General features: G+C 46.7%; 26 protein-coding genes. 16 read left to right on the forward strand and 10 right to left on the reverse strand.

From position 1 onward, the window contains the following. The first annotated feature begins 21 nt into the window (after positions 1 to 21). A complete protein-coding gene (locus tag AAAA73_RS12095; RefSeq protein ID WP_340598577.1) occupies positions 22 to 1,338 on the forward strand; it encodes a CFI-box-CTERM domain-containing protein in 1,317 nt (438 codons plus the stop codon). Further along, positions 1,335 to 2,504 (forward strand): hypothetical protein, encoded by a 1,170-nt coding sequence (locus AAAA73_RS12100; RefSeq protein ID WP_340598578.1) that lies wholly within the window; start codon positions 1,335 to 1,337, stop codon positions 2,502 to 2,504. Before AAAA73_RS12095 ends, AAAA73_RS12100 begins: the two co-directional genes overlap by 4 nt. Before the next feature lie 150 nt (positions 2,505 to 2,654). On the opposite strand, the gene AAAA73_RS12105 is transcribed toward AAAA73_RS12100, so the two are convergent. Genes AAAA73_RS12105 through AAAA73_RS12115 form a run of 3 tightly spaced genes read right to left on the reverse strand, consistent with a single transcriptional unit; the run spans position 2,655 to position 4,632 of the window. Beyond that, positions 2,655 to 3,512: a TIGR02147 family protein gene (locus tag AAAA73_RS12105; protein ID WP_340598579.1), complete on the reverse strand. Its 858-nt coding sequence runs from the start codon at positions 3,510 to 3,512 to the stop codon at positions 2,655 to 2,657. Continuing rightward, a complete protein-coding gene (locus AAAA73_RS12110; RefSeq protein ID WP_340598580.1) occupies positions 3,500 to 4,003 on the reverse strand; it encodes a hypothetical protein in 504 nt (167 codons plus the stop codon). Before AAAA73_RS12110 ends, AAAA73_RS12105 begins: the two co-directional genes overlap by 13 nt. Next, positions 4,003 to 4,632, reverse strand: a complete 630-nt coding sequence (locus AAAA73_RS12115; protein WP_340598582.1) for a hypothetical protein — start codon at positions 4,630 to 4,632, stop codon at positions 4,003 to 4,005. The genes AAAA73_RS12110 and AAAA73_RS12115 overlap by 1 nt, the downstream gene beginning before the upstream one ends. Before the next feature lie 221 nt (positions 4,633 to 4,853). Here AAAA73_RS12115 and truA point away from each other — a divergent pair, with 221 nt between their 5' ends. From truA to AAAA73_RS12135, 4 genes are all read left to right on the forward strand, one after another. Next, positions 4,854 to 5,645, forward strand: coding sequence for a tRNA pseudouridine(38-40) synthase TruA (gene truA / locus AAAA73_RS12120; RefSeq protein WP_340598583.1), 792 nt, complete (start codon positions 4,854 to 4,856; stop codon positions 5,643 to 5,645). A gap of 115 nt (positions 5,646 to 5,760) precedes the next feature. Then, a complete protein-coding gene (rplM, locus tag AAAA73_RS12125; protein WP_413583374.1) occupies positions 5,761 to 6,201 on the forward strand; it encodes a 50S ribosomal protein L13 in 441 nt (146 codons plus the stop codon). A 16-nt stretch (positions 6,202 to 6,217) separates the two neighbouring features. Next, complete coding sequence (gene rpsI, locus AAAA73_RS12130) at positions 6,218 to 6,616, forward strand: 30S ribosomal protein S9 (protein ID WP_340598584.1); 399 nt, start codon at positions 6,218 to 6,220, stop codon at positions 6,614 to 6,616. A 165-nt stretch (positions 6,617 to 6,781) separates the two neighbouring features. Beyond that, positions 6,782 to 7,225, forward strand: a complete 444-nt coding sequence (locus tag AAAA73_RS12135; RefSeq protein ID WP_340598585.1) for a hypothetical protein — start codon at positions 6,782 to 6,784, stop codon at positions 7,223 to 7,225. Positions 7,226 to 7,273: 48 nt separating this feature from the next. Here the strand turns inward: AAAA73_RS12135 and AAAA73_RS12140 are convergent, their stop codons facing one another. Continuing rightward, positions 7,274 to 9,397: a prolyl oligopeptidase family serine peptidase gene (locus AAAA73_RS12140; RefSeq protein WP_340598586.1), complete on the reverse strand. Its 2,124-nt coding sequence runs from the start codon at positions 9,395 to 9,397 to the stop codon at positions 7,274 to 7,276. A gap of 62 nt (positions 9,398 to 9,459) precedes the next feature. Beyond that, entirely contained in the window at positions 9,460 to 10,899 is a 1,440-nt protein-coding gene (locus AAAA73_RS12145; protein ID WP_340598587.1) for a methyl-accepting chemotaxis protein, read from the reverse strand. Between the two features lie 265 nt (positions 10,900 to 11,164). Between AAAA73_RS12145 and AAAA73_RS12150 the strand changes: the two genes are divergently transcribed. Together AAAA73_RS12150 and AAAA73_RS12155 are read left to right on the forward strand one after the other, a co-directional pair. Then, positions 11,165 to 11,413, forward strand: coding sequence for a hypothetical protein (locus AAAA73_RS12150; protein ID WP_340598588.1), 249 nt, complete (start codon positions 11,165 to 11,167; stop codon positions 11,411 to 11,413). Positions 11,414 to 11,434: 21 nt separating this feature from the next. After that, a complete protein-coding gene (locus tag AAAA73_RS12155) occupies positions 11,435 to 12,763 on the forward strand; it encodes a DUF3373 family protein (protein WP_340598589.1) in 1,329 nt (442 codons plus the stop codon). Positions 12,764 to 12,859: 96 nt separating this feature from the next. Here AAAA73_RS12155 and AAAA73_RS12160 read toward each other — a convergent pair whose 3' ends face one another. Then, complete coding sequence (locus AAAA73_RS12160) at positions 12,860 to 13,249, reverse strand: hypothetical protein (RefSeq protein ID WP_340598590.1); 390 nt, start codon at positions 13,247 to 13,249, stop codon at positions 12,860 to 12,862. A gap of 193 nt (positions 13,250 to 13,442) precedes the next feature. Here AAAA73_RS12160 and AAAA73_RS12165 point away from each other — a divergent pair, with 193 nt between their 5' ends. Further along, a complete protein-coding gene (locus AAAA73_RS12165; protein ID WP_340598591.1) occupies positions 13,443 to 13,973 on the forward strand; it encodes a hypothetical protein in 531 nt (176 codons plus the stop codon). A gap of 68 nt (positions 13,974 to 14,041) precedes the next feature. On the opposite strand, the gene alaS is transcribed toward AAAA73_RS12165, so the two are convergent. Genes alaS through AAAA73_RS12180 form a run of 3 tightly spaced genes read right to left on the reverse strand, consistent with a single transcriptional unit; the run spans position 14,042 to position 18,424 of the window. Continuing rightward, on the reverse strand, positions 14,042 to 16,765 hold the full coding sequence (gene alaS, locus AAAA73_RS12170) for an alanine--tRNA ligase (RefSeq protein WP_340598592.1): 2,724 nt from the start codon (positions 16,763 to 16,765) through the stop codon (positions 14,042 to 14,044). Further along, complete coding sequence (locus tag AAAA73_RS12175) at positions 16,752 to 17,237, reverse strand: regulatory protein RecX (RefSeq protein WP_340598593.1); 486 nt, start codon at positions 17,235 to 17,237, stop codon at positions 16,752 to 16,754. Before AAAA73_RS12175 ends, alaS begins: the two co-directional genes overlap by 14 nt. 35 nt (positions 17,238 to 17,272) lie before the next feature. After that, a complete protein-coding gene (locus AAAA73_RS12180) occupies positions 17,273 to 18,424 on the reverse strand; it encodes a metallophosphoesterase (protein WP_340598594.1) in 1,152 nt (383 codons plus the stop codon). 113 nt (positions 18,425 to 18,537) lie between these two features. On the opposite strand from AAAA73_RS12180, the gene AAAA73_RS12185 reads away from it, so the two are divergent. The 6 genes from AAAA73_RS12185 (at position 18,538) to AAAA73_RS12210 (ending at position 23,980) form a co-directional block, all read left to right on the forward strand. Then, positions 18,538 to 20,241, forward strand: coding sequence for an AMP-binding protein (locus AAAA73_RS12185; RefSeq protein WP_340599373.1), 1,704 nt, complete (start codon positions 18,538 to 18,540; stop codon positions 20,239 to 20,241). 145 nt (positions 20,242 to 20,386) lie between these two features. Beyond that, a complete protein-coding gene (locus AAAA73_RS12190; RefSeq protein WP_340598595.1) occupies positions 20,387 to 20,686 on the forward strand; it encodes a KH domain-containing protein in 300 nt (99 codons plus the stop codon). 263 nt (positions 20,687 to 20,949) lie between these two features. Beyond that, a complete protein-coding gene (locus AAAA73_RS12195) occupies positions 20,950 to 21,429 on the forward strand; it encodes a phosphatidylglycerophosphatase A family protein (RefSeq protein ID WP_340598596.1) in 480 nt (159 codons plus the stop codon). Then, the gene (locus tag AAAA73_RS12200) at positions 21,430 to 21,918 is read left to right on the forward strand and encodes a CinA family protein (RefSeq protein WP_340598597.1); all 489 of its coding nucleotides are present in this window, start codon (positions 21,430 to 21,432) and stop codon (positions 21,916 to 21,918) included. It abuts the gene before it with no gap. Between the two features lie 80 nt (positions 21,919 to 21,998). Then, on the forward strand, positions 21,999 to 23,141 hold the full coding sequence (gene recA / locus AAAA73_RS12205) for a recombinase RecA (RefSeq protein WP_340598598.1): 1,143 nt from the start codon (positions 21,999 to 22,001) through the stop codon (positions 23,139 to 23,141). Positions 23,142 to 23,239: 98 nt separating this feature from the next. Next, positions 23,240 to 23,980 carry a transporter substrate-binding domain-containing protein gene (locus tag AAAA73_RS12210; protein ID WP_340598600.1) on the forward strand — a complete coding sequence of 247 codons (741 nt, stop codon included), beginning with the start codon at positions 23,240 to 23,242 and terminating at the stop codon, positions 23,978 to 23,980. Positions 23,981 to 24,018: 38 nt separating this feature from the next. Here the strand turns inward: AAAA73_RS12210 and AAAA73_RS12215 are convergent, their stop codons facing one another. Beyond that, positions 24,019 to 24,561, reverse strand: a complete 543-nt coding sequence (locus AAAA73_RS12215; protein WP_340598601.1) for a hypothetical protein — start codon at positions 24,559 to 24,561, stop codon at positions 24,019 to 24,021. Positions 24,562 to 24,721: 160 nt separating this feature from the next. Between AAAA73_RS12215 and AAAA73_RS12220 the strand changes: the two genes are divergently transcribed. After that, positions 24,722 to 24,961: a hypothetical protein gene (locus AAAA73_RS12220; protein ID WP_340598602.1), complete on the forward strand. Its 240-nt coding sequence runs from the start codon at positions 24,722 to 24,724 to the stop codon at positions 24,959 to 24,961. Positions 24,962 to 24,996 lie beyond the last annotated feature (35 nt).

Below are 24,996 nucleotides of genomic sequence, written 5' to 3' on the forward strand. Positions count from 1 at the left end.
GTCCAGTGGTTCGATTAAGATATGCGCCTGTTGAAGCAATTAGCTTTATTTTCTACATCCTTATTAATATCCAAAGTGGCTTTGGCGACTTTGACCTATGGATCTGTGGGTGGCGCAACTTCGGTTGATATTGTAACCACACCTACTAAACCTGTGATTTACGGTGGCTTCGCTGGAACTTGCGATACAGTTACCAGTGGCAGCACTTGCGATACTTGTACTGGTACGGGGTTGGTTCCTTGTAATAAGAACGCTGTTTATCCAGAACTGAATTTAACGATCGTTTTGAACAGTTCTACGACGATTGGGTCGACGAGTGATATTTCGTTGAAAATCGATTCGACAACCGTAAATCCAACATCGATCAGTTTGGGTTCTGGTTCTTTCACGATCCTCGTTCCATGGAGTGAGATCTGCAATAAAGCAATCAATGATTCGACTTGTTTGGCAGACAAGCTTAATCACGATTTAACGATCACAGCAACTTCCAGCACCGGTACTACCACGGGTGGCACGTTTACTCTTCACTTCACTTCTTCTGTCGCGCCCAGCGCGCCATCGGACTATACGGACTGTCCTGAAGGCGTTCAAGCTCCAGCAAATACCGGATTCTGTAACTTCACGGCGTTCCCAGGGGACGGAAAAGTATATATCAAAAATCCGGGTGTATCAGAGGACTATCCGGCCAGCACGACGGGTGTGGATTTTAAAAGTATCGTGATTTTTTACGAGAAGCAAAACCCGGGCGATTCTGATGCGACAACTCGTGGTAGCATCACAAATAAATCCAATTTCTTTGAAATTCCGATCAATACTTCAGTTAAACCGCCAGCAGATCCAAAGGCCTATGTTTCGGGTTTAACTAATGGCGAAAGATACTGTTTGGTCATGGCGAATCGGGATCTGACGGGGAATATTTATTACTTCACGCCAAGCTCTGTTTCTGACAGCACGCTCTGTGCTGCAGCTCTGCCGGTTGCGGGACTGCTTGATGATAAGAGCTGCTTTATTGCAACGGCCGCCTTTGGCAGCGATATGGCCCCCGAGGTTCAAAGTTTCCGTGATTTCAGAAACAAGTATTTGCTTCCTTATTCCTGGGGCCGTCAGTTTGTAAAAACTTATTATAAGTACAGTCCCCACTACGCCAATATGATTGCACAAAGTGACACAGCTAAAATTGCAGTTCGTGGAGTTCTGTGGCCGATGCTGTATTTTGCTCGTATGAGCGTGGCGATTGGCTTCTGGTATGCATTGGGCTTTGCTGCTTTCGCAGGGCTTACATTGTGGGGATTGTATCGTCGCTTGATCCTTGGTCGTAACGTTCGGGGTGAACTGTGAAATCACTATGGTTCGTATTAGTGGCTCTTTTGGCAGTCACAATGTTTCACACAGCGCACGCTCAGGAATCTGCTCCGCAAGAGCCGCCCTTTGTTGATGAAAGTGAATTTGATTCTCAAGCAGATCCGTTGAAGGCTGAAACCGACGACGCTCTAAGCATCGAGGACGAGATCCTGCAAAGTGGCGGTCAACCAGTTCCACCTCCGGCGCCAACAAATGCGCCACCAGCTGCCCCAGCAGGAAATGGAAGTGGTAATACAGTTGATCTCAATCAAATGGTTCCTGAGGCGGGTTCCTCCGAGGACTTGCTTTTGGAAGATGAAGAACCAGTTATCGCCGCTCCTTCCAGTGAGATTCCCGAAGGGGAGATTCTGCTTGATGAGCCAACGACTCCAGTGAAAGCGGCAGCTCCTGTCTATGCGGAGGAAGTCGTCAGCAAATCACGCTCCGGCGGTATCGAGTACATCCGCCATCCACAGTCAGCGGTAGGTTTGGTTCGCATCGAAAAAGACGGCACTTACGTTTATAAAACGAGCGAGAAAAAAGGTTACAGCACAACCGGTGCGTTTCGCTTCGGTATGATGGATGCCCCTAAGATCACAGCAGCTGACGGAGTGACAACTTTCGAAACCATGTATACGGGACCTCAAGCTCCGTTGCTGATGTTTGATTATGACTGGCAGCCGTTCAAGGCTTCCCGCAATTTCAAAATTCAGGCGGGAATTGGTTTCATGATGCAAACGGGTAAGGGTCGCTTCACCGAATCCGATCCGACAACGGGAGATCCCGCTGCGGGTGATGAAGCCATGGAAGAATACACATTCCTGGCCGTCCCTTTGAATTTGGGTTTCTCTTATCGCTTTCAATATATGGATCGGCAAATCCTGGCACCCTACGTGGTGGGCGGTGGTTCCTATATTCCAGTCGCGGAACTTCGTGACGATGGCAACTCGACTAACTTTGTCGGAACACCAGCAGCCTACGGCGGCGGTGGCTTGATGATCAACATCGGCGCCATGAGCAAAGACACAGCCTACACACTTCGCACCGAATACGCGATCGCCAATCTGTGGGCGACGTTGGAGTACCGCTATCTGTACTCCTTCAGCGAAGACGTAGATTTCTCATCAAATATCATCTCCGCCGGCATCACCCTCGATTACTAACGGACTGGTGAAAAACCGCCAACTGCTTCGTTGATCCTCGTCGGCGTACGGGGAGTACGCCTTCCTCGTCGCGCCTTGCATTTGACGGTTTTTGACCAGCCTCACTCGTTTCGTGGGGCTGGCTCGCTGGCCTTCGCCAGTCGTGGGTTGTTAGTTTTTGTTTTGGAAGTGCATTAGGTAGGTGCCTAGTTGGACTAGTTCATCGCAGTCTTTTTGGGATTGGGACCAGCCTATGATTTCGTCTTGGAATTGGCGCATTTTTTCTTGTAGCTCTGGCAGCTTGGATTTCGGGATTGGGATGTTTAGTAAGCCCAATTCTTGGTTCTTGTAGCCTAGCTTTTCGATGTTCTGTGACCACACTTTCAATGTTTGAGCATGGTACGCTTGCATGAAATCGTGGTTGAAGATGTCGACGCCGGTGTCTAGTACGGGTTCGCATTGTTCGTACTTGCCGCCGTTATTTTTCAAATAGCCAGAGCTTAGTAGAAACTTAAGTGAACGTTCGGCTTCTTCGGCATTGATGATACCGTTCATTCTTTTAGAGATGTATTCACCGCTGGCTTCGAAATCTTTTAGTAAAACCATTTCGCGAATTAGCAGGTGATACCACTTGTTCAGAATTTCGCTGGCGTCTTCTTGAACGAATTGCGCCAGAAGTTTTCTAAGGCACGCATGCACGTTTTTTTGTGCCTTTACCTTCTCAAGATCGTTTTCCGCGTTCTGCAGTCGAATCAACGCTTCAAAGTAATTTATTTCTTTGGCGTTTAACTTCAATGCCTCTGCCAAGCGACGGCCCGTCGTCTCAGTCAGATTGCGCTTTTCCTGAATCACCAACTGCAAGTAGTTCGGGCTTTTCAATCCCACCAGACCTGCAAACTGACGATACGAAAACCCCGAGCGCAAAGATTTCTTATATTCAAAGAAATCACGCAAGAAAGCGCGGTAACAAGTGTACCGCGCTATTTCTGGATATTTGATTTGAGGCTTGGCCAGGGCTACTGCTTCCATGCGCAACTTCCCGGTGTAACTCTAAGTGATCCCAACATTCCGATCATGGCTTGGTCGACGTCTGGAAGATTTAGACCTTTTAGTACAAATCCTTTTCCAGCGCCCCATGTTCCGATGTATGCGACAATTTTGGGGTCGTTGTTTTTCATGATGATTGCACAATCAGATTCCGAAACGAGTCTCCATTTGGACTGCTCAAGGCGTTCGCGGATTTCAAGTGCCGAGTAGTTTGTGAAGTCAGCAAACTCATCTTGAAACTCTGTGATGTCCACGAACTGTGTGGTCACTCCGCGACCGTAAACATAAACAGGGGGACCTTCGGCTCGAACACTTTCTGTACGAGTTGCGAAGAGATTCGTAAAGTTTTGCGGAACAATCATTTCAAAACCAGATGAGAGGCTGCTTATTTTGCCACCACCAACACGCGAGACGGCTCTTGAAAGAGACGTCCACGCAATTAGAAGTGTTATAGCGAGAAGTGTTTTTCTCATTATAGAGACTCGTATTCAACAGTGGCACCAAAAGCTACTGGATTGAAAATTTGGCAGTTGTCTTTCGTTTGTTTATAAGGCAACGCGCGGCTGACCTTAGCTTGTCCCTGCTCCAAGCAATAATAGCTTTGCTTCGGTGCCAACATAAAAATCATGCTTTTAAGGTCAAGTTGTTTGGTCGCACCCATCATTCTGTCAGGTATAACAATGTTTGATGTATTTGATTCAGGTCTGTTACCCACAGACATACTGGAGTAGTACGATTTGAAGTCTTGGTGATTGTGCTCTACCATGGAGTAAATCCAAACATTCAAATCAAAGTTTATGTTTTCAAAAGTTGCCGGGCAGCTAACGTTAGAAAGTGCTGGCATTGCGGTTTGGCCATTGCTGTGGCGCACATCTGGTACTTCGATCGTAACTTCTTTTTTGCAGATGTCTTCTGTTCGTTCTTGAAAGGTATCGCCCACTCGTTCAATGGTTCTTTTATAGATACTAACCGTTACTTTCGTGCGTTCAAAAATTACGGGAGGGAGGGGGCCGCCGGGATTCTGGTTCGGTGGTTGGTTTTGCGATTGGGCAAAGGATGAGCAGGACATAATAAGTGCGAGTAAAGCGATTGAGTATTTCAAGTTGGACCTCGTTGTTTAAGTTTAAAGTTTTAAATTCAAAAAATCAGTGGCGCCTGAAGATGAGGCTATCTCACCCAACCGGAGAGTCAACCGATCCAGAATACATTTTGAAGACACCTTGTCTTCACTGGCCATTCGAGGTGCGTGAAAAATCTGCCGCGAATGGTGCGCGGATCAGCAAATAGATGCTTGGCCTCTGAACTTGTGCTAAACCCTCCCGCATGCAAACGACCAAAGTTAAATTCACAGTGGCATACGACGGCACAGGATACTGTGGCTGGCAAAAACAGAAACCCGAGGATCAGGTTTCTGTGGCCCAGGTTATCGAAGAAGCACTTTGCCGTATCTTCAATGAAAAGATCGTGTTGTTTGCATCCGGCAGAACCGATGCCGGGGTTCATGCCCTGAATCAGGTTTGCCACTTCTCGACCTCCCGTAAAATTGATCCGGCTAAGAAATGGGACCTGTGTTGGGCTTTGAATTCCCAGTTGCCGGCCGGAATCGTGGTAAAAAAGGCCTGGATCGCGCCCCAAGAGTTTCACGCAACTCTTTCGGCGACCCATAAAACGTACCGCTATCTATTAATGAATAAACCCCGCAAAAGTGCCCACTTGTCCCGCTACGCGGCTTGGGAAAGAATGCCGATTGATATCGAGCATCTAAAGCAAAGTTCTAAATTTCTGTTGGGAAATCAAGACTTTAAGAGCTTTCAGTCGGTCGGAACACCGGTTAAAGACACCATCCGTGAGATCTATAAAGCGGACTGGGAGTGGCGCAGATCCGGGGTTTTGCAATTTACGGTGACCGGCAGTGGATTCCTGAAACAGATGGTACGGAACATCGTGGGCACGTCCTTGATGATCGAGAAAAAAGGGCTAAGTCCTGAATATATGAAGGAAATTATCGCTGCCCAGGATCGTAAAAAGGCCGGTCCGCCAGCGCCCGCTGAGGGCCTGTACCTTATGAAGGTTTATTATCCCAAGAACCTTGACAATGGGTGCCTAGAACTTTAAAACATCCCTTCCCGCAAACATAGTGTAAGAGCCCGTTGTTAAACTCAAACATCATATTTGCCGAATGCACGGACGGTAAACCCGGACATTCAAATTAAACTGGAGAACCCTAATAATGAAAACTTTCAATGCAAAAGCAGAAGAAGTTGAAAGAAAATGGTTGATCGTTGATGCCGCTGACCAAAAAGTTGGTCGTGTAGCTACACACGTTGCAAACATTCTTCGTGGTAAAAACAAAGCTATCTACACTCCGAACGTAGACACTGGTGACTTCGTTATCGTGATCAACACGGACAAGATGGAACTTTCTGGAACTAAATGGGATGACAAAAAATACTACCGTCACTCTCGTTTCTTCGGTTCTATGAAAGAAATGACAGCAGCTCAAGCGAAAGAGAAAGATTCAACTTTCATCATTCACGAAGCTGTTCGCGGTATGCTTCCAACAAACAAGCTATCTCGTCATATCATCATGAAAATGAAAACTTACACTGGCGCAGAGCACCCACACGCTGCTCAAAAACCAGAACTTCTAACACTTCCAACTAAGAAGTAATTGGAGAGGATAGAATATGGCAGCAGCAGAAAAATTCTTTTATGCAACTGGAAGAAGAAAAACGTCATCAGCACGTGTTTTCTTGAAGCCTGGTAAAGGCACTATCACTATCAACGGTAAAAAATCTGAAGATTACCTTAGCCGTATGCAATCTCGCATGGTTATCGTACAGCCTTTGGATCTTTTGAATCAAATCGGTAAGTTCGACGCAAACATCACTGTAGCAGGTGGTGGTGAGTCTGGACAAGCTGGTGCGATCCGTTTGGGTATCACTCGTGCATTGATCGCTTTCAACCCAGAGTTCAAAGCAACTCTTAAGAAAGCTGGATTCATCACTCGTGATCCTCGTATGGTTGAGCGTAAAAAATACGGTAAAGCCGGCGCTCGTCGTAGATTCCAATACTCTAAACGTTAAAATTTGGAGTGTCCGAATCTGGACCAGAACAGAAAAGGGAGCCTATGGCTCCCTTTTTTTATGTCTAAAACACATCCCCATGTTTATATCTGCTTAATGAATTCCGCGTAACTGGGCATTGATTGCCACAATGGTAACTTCATCCTCAATCGAGATCGAGGGTGTATGAAGTTTGCGATCGCAATAATCATTTTGTTCCTGTTAAATCTGGCCGCTCAGTTGGCAAATGCCACACCGGTGAATGACACTTGGACGGGAGTTGTGGCCCGGGCCGGGGAGTGCAAGGCAGTTATTGTTCAAGATGCCTACTTTACGTATTTCGGTAAAAACGGTGAGGTTGGTAAAGCCCTTATTGTGAAAGCTCAAATTCGCAACGATGCCTACCACAAGACAGTTCATATGATTCACGAAAATGGACAGACCGATTTGGCAGAGAACTCGCCCAGTGCTTCCCGCGTGCGTATCGACTATCAAGGTCAGGTTGGCAATATGGATCAAGTGGAGCTGACTGACAGAACTGTTGGTCTGGAGCTTTCAGGATTGTACCGTCTGGCGGTGACGATGGCGGGAGTGACTTCTGATTGTGTCTTTCAAGTCGATCGAAAATAAAAAAAGCCCCGACATTTCTGTCGAGGCTTGTCTTGTGAAAATAAAGTCCTATTTCAATTTTTCCCACAGGTAAGTCGTCTTTAGTGACTCCCACAAAATACTCTGCTCGATATTTGCATTTCCGGCGTGGCCGCCTTCGATGTTTTCATAGTAGTACACGGGATGCTTTTGCTCTTTCATGCGAGCGACAAATTTTCTTGCGTGACCAGGGTGAACGCGGTCGTCCTTGGTGCTGGTTAGAACCAGAACTTCCGGATATTTCGCGGAAGGGCTGAGCTTTTGATAGGGCGAGTATTTCAAAATAGCCTCGCGCATTTTCGGGTCATCGGGGTTTCCGTACTCATCCATCCAGCTCGCACCAGCCAGAAGTTTGTGGTAGCGAAGCATATCCAGCAATGGCACGGCGATGATCGCCGCATTGTACAGATCAGGGCGAAGTGTGATTGTTGCTCCGACCAGAAGTCCTCCGTTGGATCCTCCGGAAATTGCCAGATGATCCGGGGAAGTGATTCCGCGTTTGATCAGGTCTTCAGAGACAGCGATATTGTCTTCATAGACTTTGTAGCGATTTTCTTTCAACACAGCTTTGTGCCAATTTGGACCGAACTCTCCACCACCGCGAAGATTTGTCAGAACGTAGACGCCGCCTTTTTCAGACCAGACTTTACCAAGAGCGCTCATATAACTCGGGGTCATGGAATATTGAAACCCACCGTAGCCATATTGAAGAGTTGGATTCTTGCCATCCATTTTCATGTTCTTTTTGTGAACAACGAAATAAGGGATTTTCGTACCATCTGCGCTGGTGGCTTCATAGCGGGACGTCGTGAGAGTTGATGAATCAAAACGTCGAGGTGATTCCTTTAACAGCGTAAACTTATTGGTTGCGTCTGAGGCGTCGCCCACAAATGTGGAAGTGGGAGTCAGGAAGTCCGTGTAAGAAGCCAGGTATAAGTCAGACTCTTCATCGGAGTCATAACAGGAAGCCATGCCGTTTTCACCCAACGCAACGGATTCTGTTTTCCAGGTGTTTGGAGCGGTGAATGTGACTTTCTCCATCTTGGTCAAAATATTATCTGAAACTACTGTGATAAGATGATTCTTTGTGTAGCAAGCTGTTTCAATAAAACGTTTATCTGTCGGAGCGAAAACCACCTGCAGGCTATCCAAAGCGGAATCGCCCTTGCTGATTTGATCTAATGGAAGGGCCAGTAAAGAACCTGATTTGAAGTTCCTGAAATCAGATCTTAGTTCGATGAACAAATTGCCTTTGAAAAGGCCCCAGGTCTCAGCATCCTCAGGTTTGGGAATCTGAATGCTTTTTCCAGTAGGATCCAGGTACCAATTTTTAGTGGAAAAAAAGCCTTTGCGAACTTGATAGAAATGGTGGGGCTTGCCTTCGTCGTATTGAGTGTAGGCATAGGCTGACATATCAGTTTTGTTGGCTTCTACCAAAGTTTCAGCTGAACTAAGAGGTGTACCGCGCTTCCATGTTTTTACGATACGAGCGTAACCAGAGTCAGTCAGAGATCCTGGACCCCAGTCAGTGCCAACGAAAAGAGTATTTTCGTCTTTCCAATAGGCGTTGGTTTTTGCTTCGGGAATCTGGAAGCCATCTTTTACAAAGGATTTTGTTTTTAGGTCGAACTCACGAACCACGACAGCGTCTTTTCCGCCGCGGGACAAGTGAAGAAGGACTCGGTCATATCCGGGTTTGCGGAAGCTTGCGCCTTTCCATACCCAGTTTTCCTTTTCAGATTTGGCCAATTGATCCAAATCCAGAATGACTTCCCATTTCGGATTTGCTGTTTTGTAGCTATCAATGCTGGTTTTGCGCCATAGTCCGCGGGAGTTCTTTTCATCCTGCCAGAAGTTGTAAAGTTCCCCATTTGTCAGGGAGACGGCGGGAGTGCGGTCTTTCGCAAGGAAGATTTTGCGATAGTCAGCTTCGATGCTTTTGAATGCGGGATCATTTTTGAAATGCTTAAGCGTGATGTCGTTCTCGGATTTCGCGAAATCCAGGGCTTTTTGTCCCTCGACTTCCTCGAGCCAAATATAAGGATCTTGAGATTGCATGGACATGAGTTCTTGCTCCTTTTGGACAGAGGAGCTGGTGCAGCCTGAAACCAAAATGGCTGCAATCAAGAATTTGAAACGAGAAGAGGGGTTCATTTGCGCTCCGATGTGATCTAAAAATTAAAGATCAGATCGGAGCCGGAGACAAGGATTGCGCTTTACGCCGCAGCTTTTTCTGTATCCCAACCGGCCTTTTTGCGGCCGTTCAGCATCAAATTAAGCTCGTCAGTTGCTGCGCTTAGCGATTCGGCTTCGCCCATCAGTACACTGGAGGATTGAGACAGGTCTTCTGCCACGGCTGCGTTAGTCTGAGTCGTTTTGTCGATCTCACTCATAGCCTGGCTTAACTGCTTGATACCCAATGCTTGCTGTTGGCAGGCTTCGGAAATCTCGCCATTCAGGGCAGAAACCTTTTCGATAGAAGTAATAATTTTAGTCAGTGCTGAGCCGGAGTTGTCCGCAACTTTAGTTCCGCGTTCCGCTTGCCCAACGCTCTCTTTGATCAAGCCACTGATTTCTTTGGCAGCATTGGCAGATCTTTGTGCCAGAGTTCTGACAGCGTCTGCGACGACCGCAAAACCTTTTCCTTGCTCGCCAGCACGTGCGGCTTCAACCGCTGCATTCAGAGCCAGAAGGTTGGTTTGGAAGGCGATGTCATCAATGACGGAGATAATTTCCTCGATTTTTTTAGAACCGGTGTAGATCTCTTTCATATAAGTGATCAGTTGTTCGATTTCTTTACCACCTTCGGTGGCAGCGCGATTGCTTTCCGTGGAAAGTGTCGCAGCCGTGGCAGCGCCCTCGGCATTTCTTTGGATCATGCTGGACATTTCCTCCAAAGAAGCCACGGTCTCTTCGATTGAGGCAGCTTGAGTTGTTGATGACTGGGAAAGCTTCACATTTGATTCAGAGATGCTTTGTGATTTTGAAGTGGTTTCGGTCACAGAGTGATGAACACGGTCTACAACAAGCTTCAATGCATTGACCAGGCGTTTTTGGAACAGGAAGCCCATGCTGATAACCGAAAGAACCAGTACACAGATCATCCCAAGAAGTATTTGTTTTTTCTGAGTGCTGTCTTTGTCAGCTGAAGCCAGAAGTTCTGCTGTTTTTTTGTCAGTCTCTGTTGCAGCTTTATCCATTTGTTCAAATATTTTTTCTGCAATCGGATTTAAATTGTTCAGGATCTTGTTGGCAGATGTTGGTAAGTCGTTTTTAGCCAAGGAAGCTTGTATGTCAGTCCAGCTGGCTTCGTATTTTTCCAAGTCAGCATTGATGCTGTTGCAGTTTTCACCGCACTTTGCTTTCAGGGATTTTAATTCCTTTAAGAAGCCACCTACCAGCTCAACACGGATATCACGTGAATCTTTGTCAGTATCAGCAGCAATTGGCAGGATGTTGGAGTGAACCAAAGCCATGGATTTAATGATTTTATTTTGAATCGACAAAGAGGAAATGCCAAATTCACTGACGCTTCCAAGTGTCGTAAGCGCTTTTTGGCTTGTGTAAAAGAAAGCGCATCCTACTAGCAATACAAAAGATGCAGATGCAAATACATACAGTAACAATGATTTCCCGATGCCGATTTTCTTGAACACACGAAACTCCTTAGCATTTCTACCTATCTTTGATCGGTGTTGAGGACGAAAACTTAACCGAATTTTAAACACCTTTTCGTTGCAGATCGTTCATTTTCAAGACCTTGGTCATGTAAACTTGGAGTGTTTTACGGATGTTGGTCCTGAACCATCAAAACTAAAGTCGGGGTTAATCTCTTGACCTTCGTCAAACAATGTCAAGATTCATTGACCGAAAATCGAGGGAACTTCAGGCTTTCATGAGGACACCAAATGGAGGATGTTTATGGCAAAATGGGTCTTGATGACTCTGGCTACTGTGACACTTTTCTCTGGCCACGCAATGGCACAAGGCAAAGTTGAACTGGTTCAAGCGGCAGTTAAAAAAGCATGCAGCAAAGATATGGCGAATGACGAAGCTCTAAGACAAGTTAAGAATCTTTTCTTATCTTGTGTACCAGGGGACAAAGTCGACGTGGATGGCTGTAAAGTTCCATGTTTGAAAGAAAACGCTGGCGCCGTTGTTGGTCAATAACATCTCAAGGAAATTAACATCATGAAAAACAATTTTAAAAAAATCTCAGCAGCATTTATCGCAGGTATGTTGATGGTTCCGACAGTTAACGCGGCTACTCTTGAAGAACGCGTTTCTGAGTTGGAAGCAAATCAATCCCTGAACATCTTTAACTTCAGCGGAATGTTTCAAACTCGTTTTGATGATATTCTTAAAGCGTCACAAACTACCCCGAATACAGCCGGGAATCCGGCGTTTGATAATAGTGATTTGACGTATCTTCGTATGAAGTTTCAGTTTAATGTCGATGCCAATATTTCAAAAAATGTTAAGTTCTATTCGCGCTTAACCACGACGAAGCACTTCAATACGTTCTATCAGCAGGATCTAGCGGCAGCGACTGATTTGACATCTGCCAATTCTTACCGCGACTCCCATGTTGTGCTTGAAAAAGCTTACGCGGATTTCACGATCCCAGATACGGGCCTAAATTTCTTCATTGGACGTCTGCCAACAGTTGATGGTCAGCCACAGAATTACAAAGACGGTCGTGCCCGCATGGGTACTTACCCAATGTTGAGCTACAATTCCGTACTTGATGGTATGGGTTTATCTTATAAATTGGATCAATATATGCCAGAAGGTCACCAGTTGGCATTACGTGGTCTTTATACTCCATTTGGTCAATACTATGCAGGCTCGAACGGCACATATACGAATGCGCCAACAAACGGGCAGGGTGCAAATGTGAAAACAGCTGCGCCTGGCTATGGACTTATGATCGACTACGCTGTGAAGGATTTGAGCTGGGCTGACAATATGGGCTTGGTTTTGTTGAACTTCCAAAACTCCGATCTATATATTCCGGCTTCGGGAGGATTGTCTGACACCGGTAATCTAACAATCGGCATCGGTGGAACTACTTTGGCTTGGGAGTTAAACGGAATCGCACATTCGGGTTGGGATTTGTCATTGAGTTACCTTGCCAGCAAGTTGAAATCTAACGGTATCCTTAGCTCGGGCGCGCCAGTTGGTTTTGACACGAACTCATCCAGTGACGAAAATAAGGGAGATGTGTTCTTGTTATCAACTCGTTATACGCTGGGGACGTGGATCCTGGGTGGTGAATGGGTTCATGGTTCAGAGGATTCGTTTTACTATGCAACTGCTGCAGAAGAACTTACTAACTTCTATGGTACGCGTGGTGAGGGTTACCATCTTTATGTGACAAAAAAATTCGCCCAAAATGTCGCTTTCCGCGTGGGTTATATGTTGCAAGACTATGACTATACGCCGGCAACTGTCGGTGCTGCGTCCGCGACAGATCGTAAGATCGAAACTGCTTACGCAAATCTTCGTATGGATTTCTAATCGAATTAGTTTTCGTTTCCTGATTTGATAAAAAAAAGGCCGGTGCAATTGCATCGGCCTTTTTACTTTGGACAGAGTGTGTCCGCAATATACTAATTACTTAGTGCAAGAAACTGGGTAGATGTTGCCGTTAGCAGCCATGAAGCCAGAGTATGAACCATTGTCAGCGCTAACACCGAAGAAACCAGTGTTTCTGATTACGCCGTCATCAGTTTGCGCAGACTTTTCAGTCAAAGCCAAAGTTTGCAAGTAACCTTGTTTCAATTGGTTCGCAACAGTGCCTTTATCCAATTGAGCGAAGAAAGTGGAAGAACCAGTTTTTTCTTTAACTTCCATAGTCAGGAAATCAACAGAAGTATCGTCACCGATAGTGATGTTGATTGTTGCTGCTTTACCTTTGGAAGGTGCAGAGCATTTCAAAACAGTGGCATCAGCAAAAGCTGTAGAACCCGCAAGAACAAGAGCTGCTACGATCATTTTTTTCATTGAAGTCTCCTTAGTTGTTTAATTATTCAGTGGACCAGAACGAGGCTATTTCACCGACTATGGTCTAGCAACGCAAATGCATTGCGCAATATATGCGACTTGAACTCTATCACTGTAAGAACACACAGAATTTCGCAGTACCAAGGTCAAGTTCCTTACAGTCTTACCGATAGGTCATAAACGGGGGATAGTGATGAATAAAGGCGGATTGGTAGTTCTGGCCGGGTGTCTCATATTGGGATTTCAAAACTGCAGTCAGTCGAATCTGTCTGCCTCTGAGCTTCCTTCTCCTTCCAGCCATGTGGTCACTCCTGCATTAGGTGCTGACGCTGAATCATCTGCCATCACATCCGTTGAAGTTCCCGTCCCACAAGGAATCTTGTCGATTGATTCAAAGACTGGCCGAATTCAAGTGATCGATTCCTCGCAATCAGTGATCGAAGAATCCTGTCTGCAGCCTGCCGACTTGGCGGAACTACAAAGCTATCTGAAAGCGGGAAGTATCTGTGGCAAGCCAGTTCCTGAAGAGGACGTCATGTGTGCGCAATCTTATAGTGCGGGGTATGTATCGCTGATTCTCAATGATCAAAAAATGAATCTGGGCGAAAGCTATGATTCATGCGGCAGAGGTTATAAAGATATCTGTGATGAACAGGTAGCTCAATCTTTCCGCGGCCTGGTGGCATATATCCAGAAGAATTTCCACGGCATGCTTTGCGAATAGTACGAAAAAAAAAGGCCAGTGCAAATGCACCGGCCTTTTTTGTTTTTTGAATAAAGTAAGTCCTTACCTTAGAGGCCCAGCGTGCTGCGAACTTTTGTGAAGGCATCGCCCAGCTTGGAGCGATCCGGAGCTGCACCTTGTGCGAAATCCGGTCTGCCGCCACCTTTACCGCCCATGATTGCGGCTACTTCCTTCAGAACGTCTCCGGCTTTGTGGTCGCCAGTAATGTCTTTGGAAACAGATACAATAATAGGGTTTGAGCCATCACCTTGACCCACGACCACAACAATTCCGGATTGGATTTTGTTTTTCAAGTCGTCAGTGACTTTTGCCAAAACTTCGCGGTCATCCATCGGCACATCTGCCAGAACAAGTTTGGCGGCAACGCCGGATTTGGATTTAAACGTCATCGCTTTGCCAGCCAACTCGTCAACATTCACTTGGCCACCTTGAAGTTTCTTGATTTCCTTCTCAAGGGATTTGACCTGCTCTTTGATAGTCTCAACACGGTTTGCAAGTGTTGCCTTTTCGCCAGTGATTTCAAGGTGCTTCAAGTAGTGAGCGGATTTTTGCAATCCTGCCGCAGCCAATGCTTCATCCAAATGAACAATGGAGTTCATTGCGTATTTAACCGCTGCATCGCCAGTGATGGCTTCCACGCGACGAACGCCAGAGCTTACGCCGGATTCAGACACGATTTTAAAGAAGCGGATGCTGGAAGTGTTCTTCACGTGAGTTCCACCGCACAGCTCGCAAGAGAAATCCCCCATAGTCAGAACGCGTACGTCTGTGGAGTATTTTTCACCGAACAAGGCCATAGCCCCTTTTTCGATGGCTTGTTTGTGTGGCATCAACTCAGTTTGCACATCCAGGCTGCGAGCGATCTGCTCGTTCACCATGTCTTCGATCTTGCGGATCTCTTCTGTGCTTACCGGTTTGTTGTGTGTGAAGTCGAAGCGAGTTTTTTCAGCATCAACCAGGGAGCCCGCTTGTGTCACGTGAACACCTAGAACTTTACGAAGTGCTGCGTGCAACAAGTGAGTTGCGGAGTGGTTGCTGGCTGTGTTTCTTCTTTCAACAGGATCAACGCCAGTCACCACTTTTGCGCCGACCTTGAAGGAACCGTGTTCCACTTCCACATGATGAAGAACAATGTCGTCAATTTTAGTCGTATTGGCAACGCGGGCACGGTTGGTATCAAGCATGATGTAACCAACGTCGCCGGCCTGGCCGCCGCCTTCTCCGTAGAATGTTGTCGCATCAAGGATGATCAAGCCGGTGTCGCCCGTTTTAAGCTCGTTAACAACGGATTGACCGTTGGACAGGGCCATCACCGTACCATCACCGATAGTGCCGTTGTATCCCAGGAATGTTACGGATTTTCCGGACTGCAAGTAGTCCTTTGCAAACTTAATCATGTGAGCTTCGTCAGCTCCCATGGATTTGCCTTTCCAAGAAGCCTTGGATTTGGCGCGATTTGCTTCCATCTCTTTTTCGAAAGCCTCTTCGTTCACTTCGATGCCGTTTTCATTCGCAATCACGCGAGTAAGATCAGCAGGGAAGCCGTAAGTGTCGTACATGCGGAATACCACTTCGCCGGAAAGTTCTTTTGTTCCAGCTGCTTTGGCTTTGGCAAGTTCTGTAGTCAGGATCTCAGTGCCTTTATCCAGCGTCGCCAAGAAACGATCTTCTTCGTCACGGATGGTATTCAGGATATGATCACGACGAGTCACAAGCTCAGGGTAAACGGCACCCATGGAGTCGATCAAAGCTTCAGCCATACCTGGCAAGAAAGACTTATCAGCAGAAAGCTTACGACCATAACGAATCGCACGTCTCATGATTCGGCGAAGAACGTAACCACGGCCTTCGTTTGATGGCAATGCACCGTCAGCAATCAGGAATGAAGTGGAACGGCAGTGGTCAGCAAGAACGCGAAGTGCAGATGTTGTTTCTGCGGCTTTTGCGTCTGTTGCCAATACCTTTTTGTCTGAGATGTATTTTACGTTTCCGATTTTGCAAGCAAGTTGAATCATCGGTTGGAACAAATCCGTATCGTAGTTGTTGAACTGACCCTGCATAGCTGCAGTCACGCGCTCCAGACCTGCACCTGTGTCCACAGACGGTTTTGGCAGTGGAGTCAAAGTTCCTGGAGGATTTTCAAAGTACTGCATGAATACCAAGTTCCAGATTTCCACGAAACGGTCTTCACCAGCTTCGATACCTTTGAACGGATCTGCAATTGTTCCAGCGTCAGGGCCGTGATCGTAGAAGATCTCTGTACAAGGACCGCAAGGACCGGTGTCGCCCATTTTCCAGAAATTGTCTTTGTCGAAGCGGAAGATGCGATCGCGAGGGATGCCTTCCTGGTTGTGCCAAATGTCGGCTGCTTCATCGTCAGAAATGTGAACCGTTACATAAAGCTTTTCTTTTGGAATCGCCAAAGTTTTTGTCAGGAATTCCCAAGCAAAGTGAATCGCGTCTTTCTTAAAGTAGTCACCAAAAGAAAAGTTACCCAACATTTCAAAGAATGTGTGGTGACGTGCTGTGAAGCCCACGTTTTCCAAGTCATTGTGTTTACCACCAGCGCGCACGCATTTTTGCGAAGTCACGGCACGAGAGTAATCCCTTTTCTCAAGACCCAGGAAAGTGTTTTTGAACTGATTCATTCCGGCGTTTGCGAAAAGCAACGTCGGATCGTTCTCAGGGATCAATGAAGAAGAGGAGACAGCTTTGTGTCCGTTCTTCTCGAAGTATTTAATAAAAGCATTTCTGATCTCAGAGCTTTTCATAGATAACCTTTCTAACGGTCTCGGAATCAAACCCACGGGCAGCAAGCAGGCGTCCTACGCGCGCTTTGTCCTCATGGGAAAATTTAAAATCTTCATCAAACTTGTTGGCAACAATGGCCAGTGCCTTTTTCAGTTCAAGTGCACTGTCGGTCTCTATTGAAGGAAGGCCTTTTTCCTCAAGGTAACCGTTAATATAGTTTATACCTTTGTTGCGCAGGTGGAGCATGTCTGCCAATCGATAGGCAAGTTCCGAAGGCTCCTCCAACCAATTCTTATCCTTGGCATAGGAAATGGCTTCTTCGATTGCTTCGAGTCCACCCTCAACATCTGCAAACTTGCCGGACAATTTCGTTCTGAGTTCTGCTTCAGAATGTTCGCGACGTGCAATTATATCCATGATCTTGCGTTTGGCAGCGATCTTGGTTTCCTTGCTTTCATCCAGTTTTTGTTGCGGGTCTTTTTGTTCAGACATAGGCAGTTCCAAACTACTGTTACTGCCTAAGCAAGTCATGCTTTTTTCAGTGTAATTTCGGTCAGTTCGCAGAAGGTGCCAAGCCGTAAACTAGGCCCCCAGTAACCCGTTCCTTGATTGACATAGAGCTGCATATTTTTAATGCGGTAAAGGCCTTTCGGGTAGCGCTGAAAGAAAACGATCAGGAAGTTCCAAGGGAAGAACTGTCCACCGTGTGTATGCCCGGAAAGTTGCAGATCGAAGCCTTTGTCGCAGGCTTTGTCGGCAATGGCGGGTTGATGCGCCAGGAAAATCTTGAAAGCCTCAGGTTTCTGTTCGGAAACCAGCTTTTCAAGGTCGGCGGGTTCCTTGCCAAACTGGCGGGCCGCCGGGTCAGCGATTCCTGAAATCTGCAAGGTCGCGCCGTTGATTTCAAGGGTTTCGGTTTGATTCACAAGTACGTGATAACCGATGGAGCGGAATGCGGCTAAGCCCTCGTCAATATTCCAGTAGTACTCGTGGTTGCCGGCCACAAAATAGCAACCATGCTTTGCGCGAACAGTTTTAAGCAGATCAAATTCGGGCAGATGGCGAATGGCGTGATCGTCCAGAATGTCACCTGTGAAAACCACAATATCAGCATCCAGTTGATTGATCTTGCTTACTAAATTGCGCACGAAATTGACCGGCAGGCCCGCTGCCAGATGCAGATCTGTAACGTGCACGATGCGCAGATTGTTTAAGCCCGAAGGCAGTTTGTCGAATTGAACATTCAGTTTGATGACCTTGGCGCCCAATCGGACCACCAAAGTTCCCAGCAAAAGTAAAATAAATGGAACCACCAAAAGAATTCCCGTGGCCTGGGCGCTGTAAAGCTGGGTGCCGACAAACTCAGGCTGGGTGAAATTCAAAATAAAACCCACCAGATCACGCAGTATTACGAAGGAAAGTAAAAAGCTCATATAGGCCATCGAGAAATGGGCGGCGCTGAAATAGGGATCATGCCATGGTTTCGGCGTGGAGCGTGCCTCACTTCGCGACCAGAAAAACAATGGCATTGAGATGACGATGGCAAACAAAGTCGCAACGAATCCGACAACAAACAGGGCTTGTCCGATTGAAAGATCAGCATGCCTTACCAATTGATGGGTTATGTAAATAAAAATCGCAAAGAACAAACCGACGATAATCGCTTTAAATGCTGCCATTCCATTTTTATATCACGGGGGATTGTGTTTGCACAGGAAGTTGCAAAAACACAAATCCTCGAAGAGGCGCGTCAGTGATAAAATTTTATGAATGGTGGAGGTGTGTAGTGGCAATGAATAATGACTTCAAACAAGCTCGGGACTTTCTAATTTTGCATCGTGCGGATTACGACTATGCCACCAGAGAGTTTAAATGGCCGGAGCTGGTGAATTTTAATTGGGCCTTGGATTACTTTGACCCGATGGCTGAGGGCAACGGCAATCTGGCTTTGTGGATCACAGGTGGGGAAGGCAAGGAAGAGAAGTACACTTTCGCAGACATGTCGGCCCGCTCCTCTCAAGTGGCAAATTATCTTCGTCGGCTGGGGTTGAAGCGTGGGGATCACGTTTTGATGTACATGGGAAACGAAACGGCTTTGTGGGAATTGATGCTGGCTTGCATGAAGCTGGGTGCGGTGATGATTCCGACCAGTCCCTTGGTTTCATTGGATGAACTTCAGGATAGATTGGTTCGCGGCGAAGTGAAGTTGATTGCAACCACAGTGCGCGATGCTGGGAAGTTTGACGTTCAGACGCCGTCGGCAATCAAGCTGACAGTGGACGGGTCTTTCGAGGGCTGGCAGAACTATGCCGATGCCACTCAGGAAAGTGCGGAGTTTAAACCTGACGGTGATACCAAGGCGACAGATCCACTTCTGCTTTATTTTACTTCGGGAACGACGGCGAAACCCAAAATTGTTGAACACTCTCATCAAAGTTATCCGGTGGGACATTTATCAACGATGTATTGGATCGGTTTGCGTCCCGGCGACATTCACATGAATGTCAGTTCTCCGGGTTGGGCCAAGCATGCATGGAGCAGCTTCTTTGCTCCATGGAATGCAGAAGCGACGGTGTTTATCCATCGCCATGAACGCTTTGACGCCAAAATCATGATGGAGACGATGGAAAAAAACCGCGTCACTTCGGTGTGCGCGCCACCCACAGTATGGCGAATGTTGGCTGCGGAGGGTTTAAATCAGTACAAAATGAATTTGCGTGAAGCGGTCAGCGCCGGAGAGCCTTTGGATGCGGAGATCATTCGCACTTATCAGGATGCGTGGAAGGTGACCTTGCGTGATGGCTATGGTCAGACTGAAACCACTGCGCAAATAGGAAACTGTCCGGGTCAGGAAGTGCATCCAGGTACAATGGGAAAACCATTGCCGGGTTATAAAATCGCTCTCTTGGATCGGGACAATAACCCCGCTGACGAAGGGGAAGTTTGCATTGATTTGGGTGCCCGTGCCATTGGTGTTATGACGGGATACCGGGAGTCTGATATTGCGAAAAATACGACGGCCTCCTACTACCGAACTGGTGATATGGCGGCAAAGGGTGAGCACGGTGATTTTGTTTTTGTGGGACGCGGAGATGATGTGTTTAAGTGTTCGGACTATCGCATCAGTCCGTTTGAAATTGAAAGCGTGCTGCTTGAGCATCCGGCTGTGCGCGAGGTGGCCGTGATTCCAAGCCCGCATCCGTTGAGGCAGAATGTCCCGAAGGCTGTAATCTTTTTAGCTAAAGGTATGGAGCCGACCCGGGAGCTCGCATTGCAAATATTGAATCACTCACGTTCACGTTTGACCCCATTTAAACGTGTACGCCGTCTTGAATTTGGTGACTTGCCTAAGACTGCCTCAGGCAAAATTCGTCGGGTGGAGTTGCGTGTTCGTGAGCAAAAACGAGTAGCTGCGAATGAAAAATCCCAATATGAGTTCTGGGAGGAGGATTTCAAAGCGGTCCTGCCTGAAAGTTGGTCTCAGGATCTGCCATAGGTAGTGTGGACTAATATGCACTCGCATTCGAAAAATATTGGACGTAGTTCCGGCGCAGATGTCCTCTTTTCTTGATTAAATTGAAGTCACCAACCTGGAGTGGAGATCTTGGTTGGTGATGTTCATAAACAACTGGAGAGAGGTTATGTTGGAGCAAGAGAAGGAAGTTGCAAGAGAGACGGGAAAAAAAATCTTACATTCTATTTTGCATGAGATGTTGGATCATGCGGAGAAGGTCGTTGTGAACTACTCAGTGGGCGAACGCACGACGGTCTACAGAGTCGAGTGTCATCCACAAAGTCTGGGTCAGCTGATTGGCTCAAAGGGAAAAAACATCGGCGGCATCCGTGCGGTGATTTCAGCAATGATGGCAAGAAAAGGCATTCGCGCTATTATCGAGATCCCTTATGTGGCCCAGAACAATCGAATGGAATTTGCAGAGTAGTGTTCAGATTGGCGAAGCTCTCTCGAAGTGCAAGTCTTCCGTGGCACTTCGTAAAGAGAGAGAGCCTCGCTTCAAAATATAATCAAAAGCGGACCTTCAGTATTAGGCAGGTCCGCCGCCAAAGTCGAATCGCTAATTTTAATACCACCCATAAGTTTAACTCGTTGCGACACGCCTAAGTATTGGGCGCTCAAACCCCGCCGAAGCGCAGCGAAGGAGGGATTGGGATTGCCTCCTTTTAGGGGGCGTCGTACCTCTGTGGAATGAGAAAATTCCTTCTTAAATTGGCTACATTTTTTGGCGTCGGCCTGAGTCCCAAGGCGCCGGGAACCGTTGCTACAATTGCTACAGTCCCAGTGGTTTTGCTTTTTAACTGGGCGGGCCCGTTGTTTTACATGGTCGCAACTGTGATCTTGTTAGGTTTGGGAATTTTGGCGGCGCAAGCCTACGAGGATGTTAAGGGTGGTCATGATCACAGCGAAATCGTTATCGATGAAGTTGTTGGTTTTCTGGTCGCAATGGTTTGGATGCCTTTGACGTGGCAGGCCATTCTAATTGGTTTTGTGTTGTTCAGATTGCTGGACATTACGAAGCCTTTATTCATAGGATATTTAGATAAGAAGATCCAAGGAGGTCTTGGTGTGATGGTTGATGACGTTGCCGCTGGTATTGTTGTCAGTCTGATCATGCAGTTTCTTTACACTCAAACCAACTGGTTGGGTGCACAGGTTTTGGTCGGTTAAATGACTGAGTCACGTGATAAGAAGCTCCAAGAGTTCATTCGATCCCTTCGCGACCAAAAACTCACAGTGGGTTTTGCGGAAAGTTGTACTGGAGGTGCACTTTCGGCTTTTTTGACAGAGCAAGCAGGTATATCCGACATCTTTTTAGGCTCTGTGGTTTCTTACTCTAACGAGGCGAAGGTGGATCTTCTGGGGGTCCGTCGAGACACTCTCATGCAAGAGGGTGCGGTGAGCGAGTCAGTCGCTCGTCAAATGGCGCACGGAGTGCGTCGACAGCTGAAAACAGATTGGTCTGTGGCAGTTACAGGTATTGCTGGTCCGAGCGGTGGAACACCGACGAAGCCAGTGGGCACTGTATGCTTCGCCATTGTTGGTCCGGGCTTTGAAAGCTCTCGAAAGGAATTCTTTTCGGGAGATCGCAAAACCATCCAGCAAGCGGCAGTGGACTTGTCCGTAAGTTGGCTGTGTGAAGTTCTCGACAGGAAATAAAAGAAAGTAGCCCCCGGCTGCTAAAAATTAACAATAAGAATTGTGGTGAGGAACCACATAAATAGAGAGGGACTAGGCAGATGGCAAATACAACTGTTGCAGATGCAAAAGCACAAAACGAGAAAAACAAAGCCTTGGAATTGGCAGTTTCGTCTATCGAAAAGCAATTCGGTAAAGGTTCAATCATGCGTCTGGGCGCGAACGACTCTTTGGTTAAAGACGTTGAAGCGATCAGCACTGGCGCGTTGAGCTTGGACTTGGCTCTTGGTATCGGCGGTCTTCCTAAAGGTCGTATCGTGGAAATCTACGGACCTGAATCTTCTGGCAAAACAACTCTTTGCTTGTCCGTTATCGCTCAAGCTCAGAAAAAAGGCGGCGTTGTTGCATTCGTGGATGCAGAGCACGCTTTGGACGTAAACTACGCTCGTAAATTGGGTGTTAACACTGAAGACATGTTGATCTCTCAACCAGACACTGGTGAGCAAGCTCTTGAGATCGTGGAAACTCTGGTTCGCTCTGGCGCGATCGACGTACTAGTTGTCGACTCCGTAGCGGCTTTGGTTCCTCGCGCAGAGATCGAAGGCGACATGGGTGATTCTCACGTGGGTCTTCAAGCTCGTTTGATGTCTCAAGCTCTTCGTAAATTGACAGCAGCTGTGAACCGTTCAAACACACTGGTTATCTTCATCAACCAACTTCGTATGAAAATCGGTGTGATGTTCGGTAACCCGGAAACAACTACTGGTGGTAACGCGTTGAAATTCTACTCTTCTGTTCGTTTGGATGTACGCCGTGTGGGCGCGATCAAAAACGGTGAGGACGTAACTGGTAACCGTACAGCAGTTAAAGTTGTGAAAAACAAAATGGCTCCTCCGTTCACTAAAGTTGAATTCGACTTGATGTACGGTGAAGGTATTTCTGAAGAAGGTGACTTGCTGGATTTGGCAGTGACTGCAAACATGGTTGAAAAATCTGGTGCATGGTTCTCCATCAATGGCGAGCGCATGGGTCAAGGCCGTGATGCTGCTAAGAACTTCTTGAAAGATCACCCAGAGTACATGACTGATCTTCGCAACAAAATCCTGGCTGCAAATGGTATCGGCAAGCTTTTGATCGATGCTGAAGGTAACAACGGCGAAGACCATGAAGGTACTGAGCCAATGGAGATGCCAACTGAAGATGCAGCTCCGAAAAAAGAAAAAGTAAAAAAGGCTAAGCACTAGTTGCTGCCGAAAGATATGAACATTGGAAACCCGCTCTTAAAAGGAGCGGGTTTTTTTATTTCATTGCCTGCCCCCAGTGATGGGCTTATTTTGGGTAAATGAAGTTTTGGTTTGTTGGAGTCATTCTTTTAATTCTTAGTGCCCCTTCCGGAGTGGTGTTGGCGGCCGAGCGCCAGGAGGTCTCTGTTGGGGCCTATGGGTTTGCTCCTTACTACGATATGGAAAAGGGTCGCGGAATTATTAATGACGTCTTAAAACAGCTGAACGACATGCAAAAGGATTTTGAGTTCAAATTATTGGAGATTCCAAGTCGCCGCCGCTATCAAAGTTTCACTGAACGTAAAATAGACATGATTTTCTTCGAAGATCCTCGATGGAGCTGGAAGGGGATTGAGCATTACTCCTTGCCATTGAAGATTGATGACTCTGAGGTTTACATAGCTCATCGCAAACGGGCGAAAAAACAAAGTTACTTCCATAAATTGGAAGGTAAAAGAATTGCCGGCATCGTGGGTTACCATTACCGTTTTGCTGAATTTAAAACGGACGAGCAGTTTCTTCGTTCCAAGTTCGATATCATTCTGGTGAATCACAATCAGGCCACGGTAAGAATGGTGCTGAATGATCGCGTGGACGTGGGGGTTGTGCCGCTATCCTATATCCGTCAGTATTTGCGCGAAAATCCTGAAAAGAATGATGAGATTCTAATTGGAGATAAAGTTGATCAGGATTATGACCTGCGCCTGATTGCAAACCCCAAGGCGGTGATTTCCAAAGAACGGCTGACCAAGTTAGTGGAAGGTCTGGTAAAAAAACCTTCTTATAAGGATCTGTTCTAATAAAAAAACCCGCTTCATCGAAGCGGGTTTTTTCGTTTTTAGCGTGCGAATGTTCCGTAAAGATAAACCGGATCCTGCACCCAAGTGCAGTGTTCATACGGTGGGCGGTGGTTGTCGCCAGGGTACCAGCGGCAGTCGCGGCGTTGGCGCATTTCGCGAAGAACTGAAACCTTCAGTGTGGTTGCGCCATTTTTCTCTTTGAAATCAATGTACATGCGGCGACCTTGAACCATCAAAGAGCAGCGGCCGGAATTGAAATCAAATTCGATGGCATCCACTTTGGGATTGGATTTTTTTCCAGTGATATGCACGGTCTTCAAGTTGCCGAAATAGGACTGGCAATTGTTATTCAAAATGTCAGTGCCCATTTCATTACGGAAGGACATGACAGGCTTGTTGCCTTCAAAGTTCAGAATAAGTTCCCCAGCCACTCCATTGAAGCGACCCGAATAAATGCCTTCGTATTTTTTTGCTTTTGAAAGATAAGCATTTGGCACGCGACCATCTTTGATTTCAACTGTCTTACATCCAACGGCTGCAAACAGCACCAAGCTGGCAACCAATACCTTAGCAAATGTCATTTTGACCCCCTTGCAGGAATGACTAAATCACAGGCATTGTTAGAGGGCAAAGAGAATCATCGAATCCGTGGTGCTTAAATACATTGGTGACTTGATTGCCTGTAATTCGCCCTGGGAACAAGATAGAGGCGTTCCACTGAACCAACATAAAGGAGTTCACATGAAAATCTTGGTTATCGCAGCGATGTTAGCCGGTAGCACTGCATGGGCCCAAATGCCAGATACTGGCAAAATGATGGATCAAGCCAAAGGCAAAGCCGCGGATGTAATGGCTGCTTGTAAAGAGGATAAGATCAAATTCTGTGACAAGATCACAGAAATGAATGCGATCAAAGAATGTTTGAAGAAAAATAAGGACGGATTGAGTGATGGATGTAAATCCACTTTAGGAGTAAAATAAAAAAACCCGCTCTTAGGAGCGGGTTTTTACTTTCA

It is taken from the genome of Bdellovibrio sp. GT3 (assembly GCF_037996765.1).
GTDB lineage: Bacteria > Bdellovibrionota > Bdellovibrionia > Bdellovibrionales > Bdellovibrionaceae > Bdellovibrio.

Coding starts and splice junctions, on each gene's coding strand:
- AAAA73_RS12210 (WP_340598600.1), top strand. CDS start 23,240: ATGAAGTTTTGGTTTGTTGGAGTCATTCTTTTAATTCTTAGTGCCCCT.
- AAAA73_RS12160 (WP_340598590.1), bottom strand. CDS start 13,249: ATGAAAAAAATGATCGTAGCAGCTCTTGTTCTTGCGGGTTCTACAGCT.
- AAAA73_RS12095 (WP_340598577.1), top strand. CDS start 22: ATGCGCCTGTTGAAGCAATTAGCTTTATTTTCTACATCCTTATTAATA.
- AAAA73_RS12155 (WP_340598589.1), top strand. CDS start 11,435: ATGAAAAACAATTTTAAAAAAATCTCAGCAGCATTTATCGCAGGTATG.
- rpsI (WP_340598584.1), top strand. CDS start 6,218: ATGGCAGCAGCAGAAAAATTCTTTTATGCAACTGGAAGAAGAAAAACG.
- truA (WP_340598583.1), top strand. CDS start 4,854: ATGCAAACGACCAAAGTTAAATTCACAGTGGCATACGACGGCACAGGA.
- AAAA73_RS12165 (WP_340598591.1), top strand. CDS start 13,443: ATGAATAAAGGCGGATTGGTAGTTCTGGCCGGGTGTCTCATATTGGGA.
- AAAA73_RS12175 (WP_340598593.1), bottom strand. CDS start 17,237: ATGTCTGAACAAAAAGACCCGCAACAAAAACTGGATGAAAGCAAGGAA.
- AAAA73_RS12135 (WP_340598585.1), top strand. CDS start 6,782: ATGAAGTTTGCGATCGCAATAATCATTTTGTTCCTGTTAAATCTGGCC.
- AAAA73_RS12110 (WP_340598580.1), bottom strand. CDS start 4,003: ATGAGAAAAACACTTCTCGCTATAACACTTCTAATTGCGTGGACGTCT.
- AAAA73_RS12200 (WP_340598597.1), top strand. CDS start 21,430: ATGACTGAGTCACGTGATAAGAAGCTCCAAGAGTTCATTCGATCCCTT.
- AAAA73_RS12150 (WP_340598588.1), top strand. CDS start 11,165: ATGGCAAAATGGGTCTTGATGACTCTGGCTACTGTGACACTTTTCTCT.
- AAAA73_RS12190 (WP_340598595.1), top strand. CDS start 20,387: ATGTTGGAGCAAGAGAAGGAAGTTGCAAGAGAGACGGGAAAAAAAATC.
- AAAA73_RS12215 (WP_340598601.1), bottom strand. CDS start 24,561: ATGACATTTGCTAAGGTATTGGTTGCCAGCTTGGTGCTGTTTGCAGCC.
- rplM (WP_413583374.1), top strand. CDS start 5,761: ATGAAAACTTTCAATGCAAAAGCAGAAGAAGTTGAAAGAAAATGGTTG.
- AAAA73_RS12195 (WP_340598596.1), top strand. CDS start 20,950: ATGAGAAAATTCCTTCTTAAATTGGCTACATTTTTTGGCGTCGGCCTG.
- AAAA73_RS12180 (WP_340598594.1), bottom strand. CDS start 18,424: ATGGCAGCATTTAAAGCGATTATCGTCGGTTTGTTCTTTGCGATTTTT.
- alaS (WP_340598592.1), bottom strand. CDS start 16,765: ATGAAAAGCTCTGAGATCAGAAATGCTTTTATTAAATACTTCGAGAAG.
- AAAA73_RS12105 (WP_340598579.1), bottom strand. CDS start 3,512: ATGGAAGCAGTAGCCCTGGCCAAGCCTCAAATCAAATATCCAGAAATA.
- recA (WP_340598598.1), top strand. CDS start 21,999: ATGGCAAATACAACTGTTGCAGATGCAAAAGCACAAAACGAGAAAAAC.
- AAAA73_RS12185 (WP_340599373.1), top strand. CDS start 18,538: ATGAATAATGACTTCAAACAAGCTCGGGACTTTCTAATTTTGCATCGT.
- AAAA73_RS12140 (WP_340598586.1), bottom strand. CDS start 9,397: ATGAACCCCTCTTCTCGTTTCAAATTCTTGATTGCAGCCATTTTGGTT.
- AAAA73_RS12220 (WP_340598602.1), top strand. CDS start 24,722: ATGAAAATCTTGGTTATCGCAGCGATGTTAGCCGGTAGCACTGCATGG.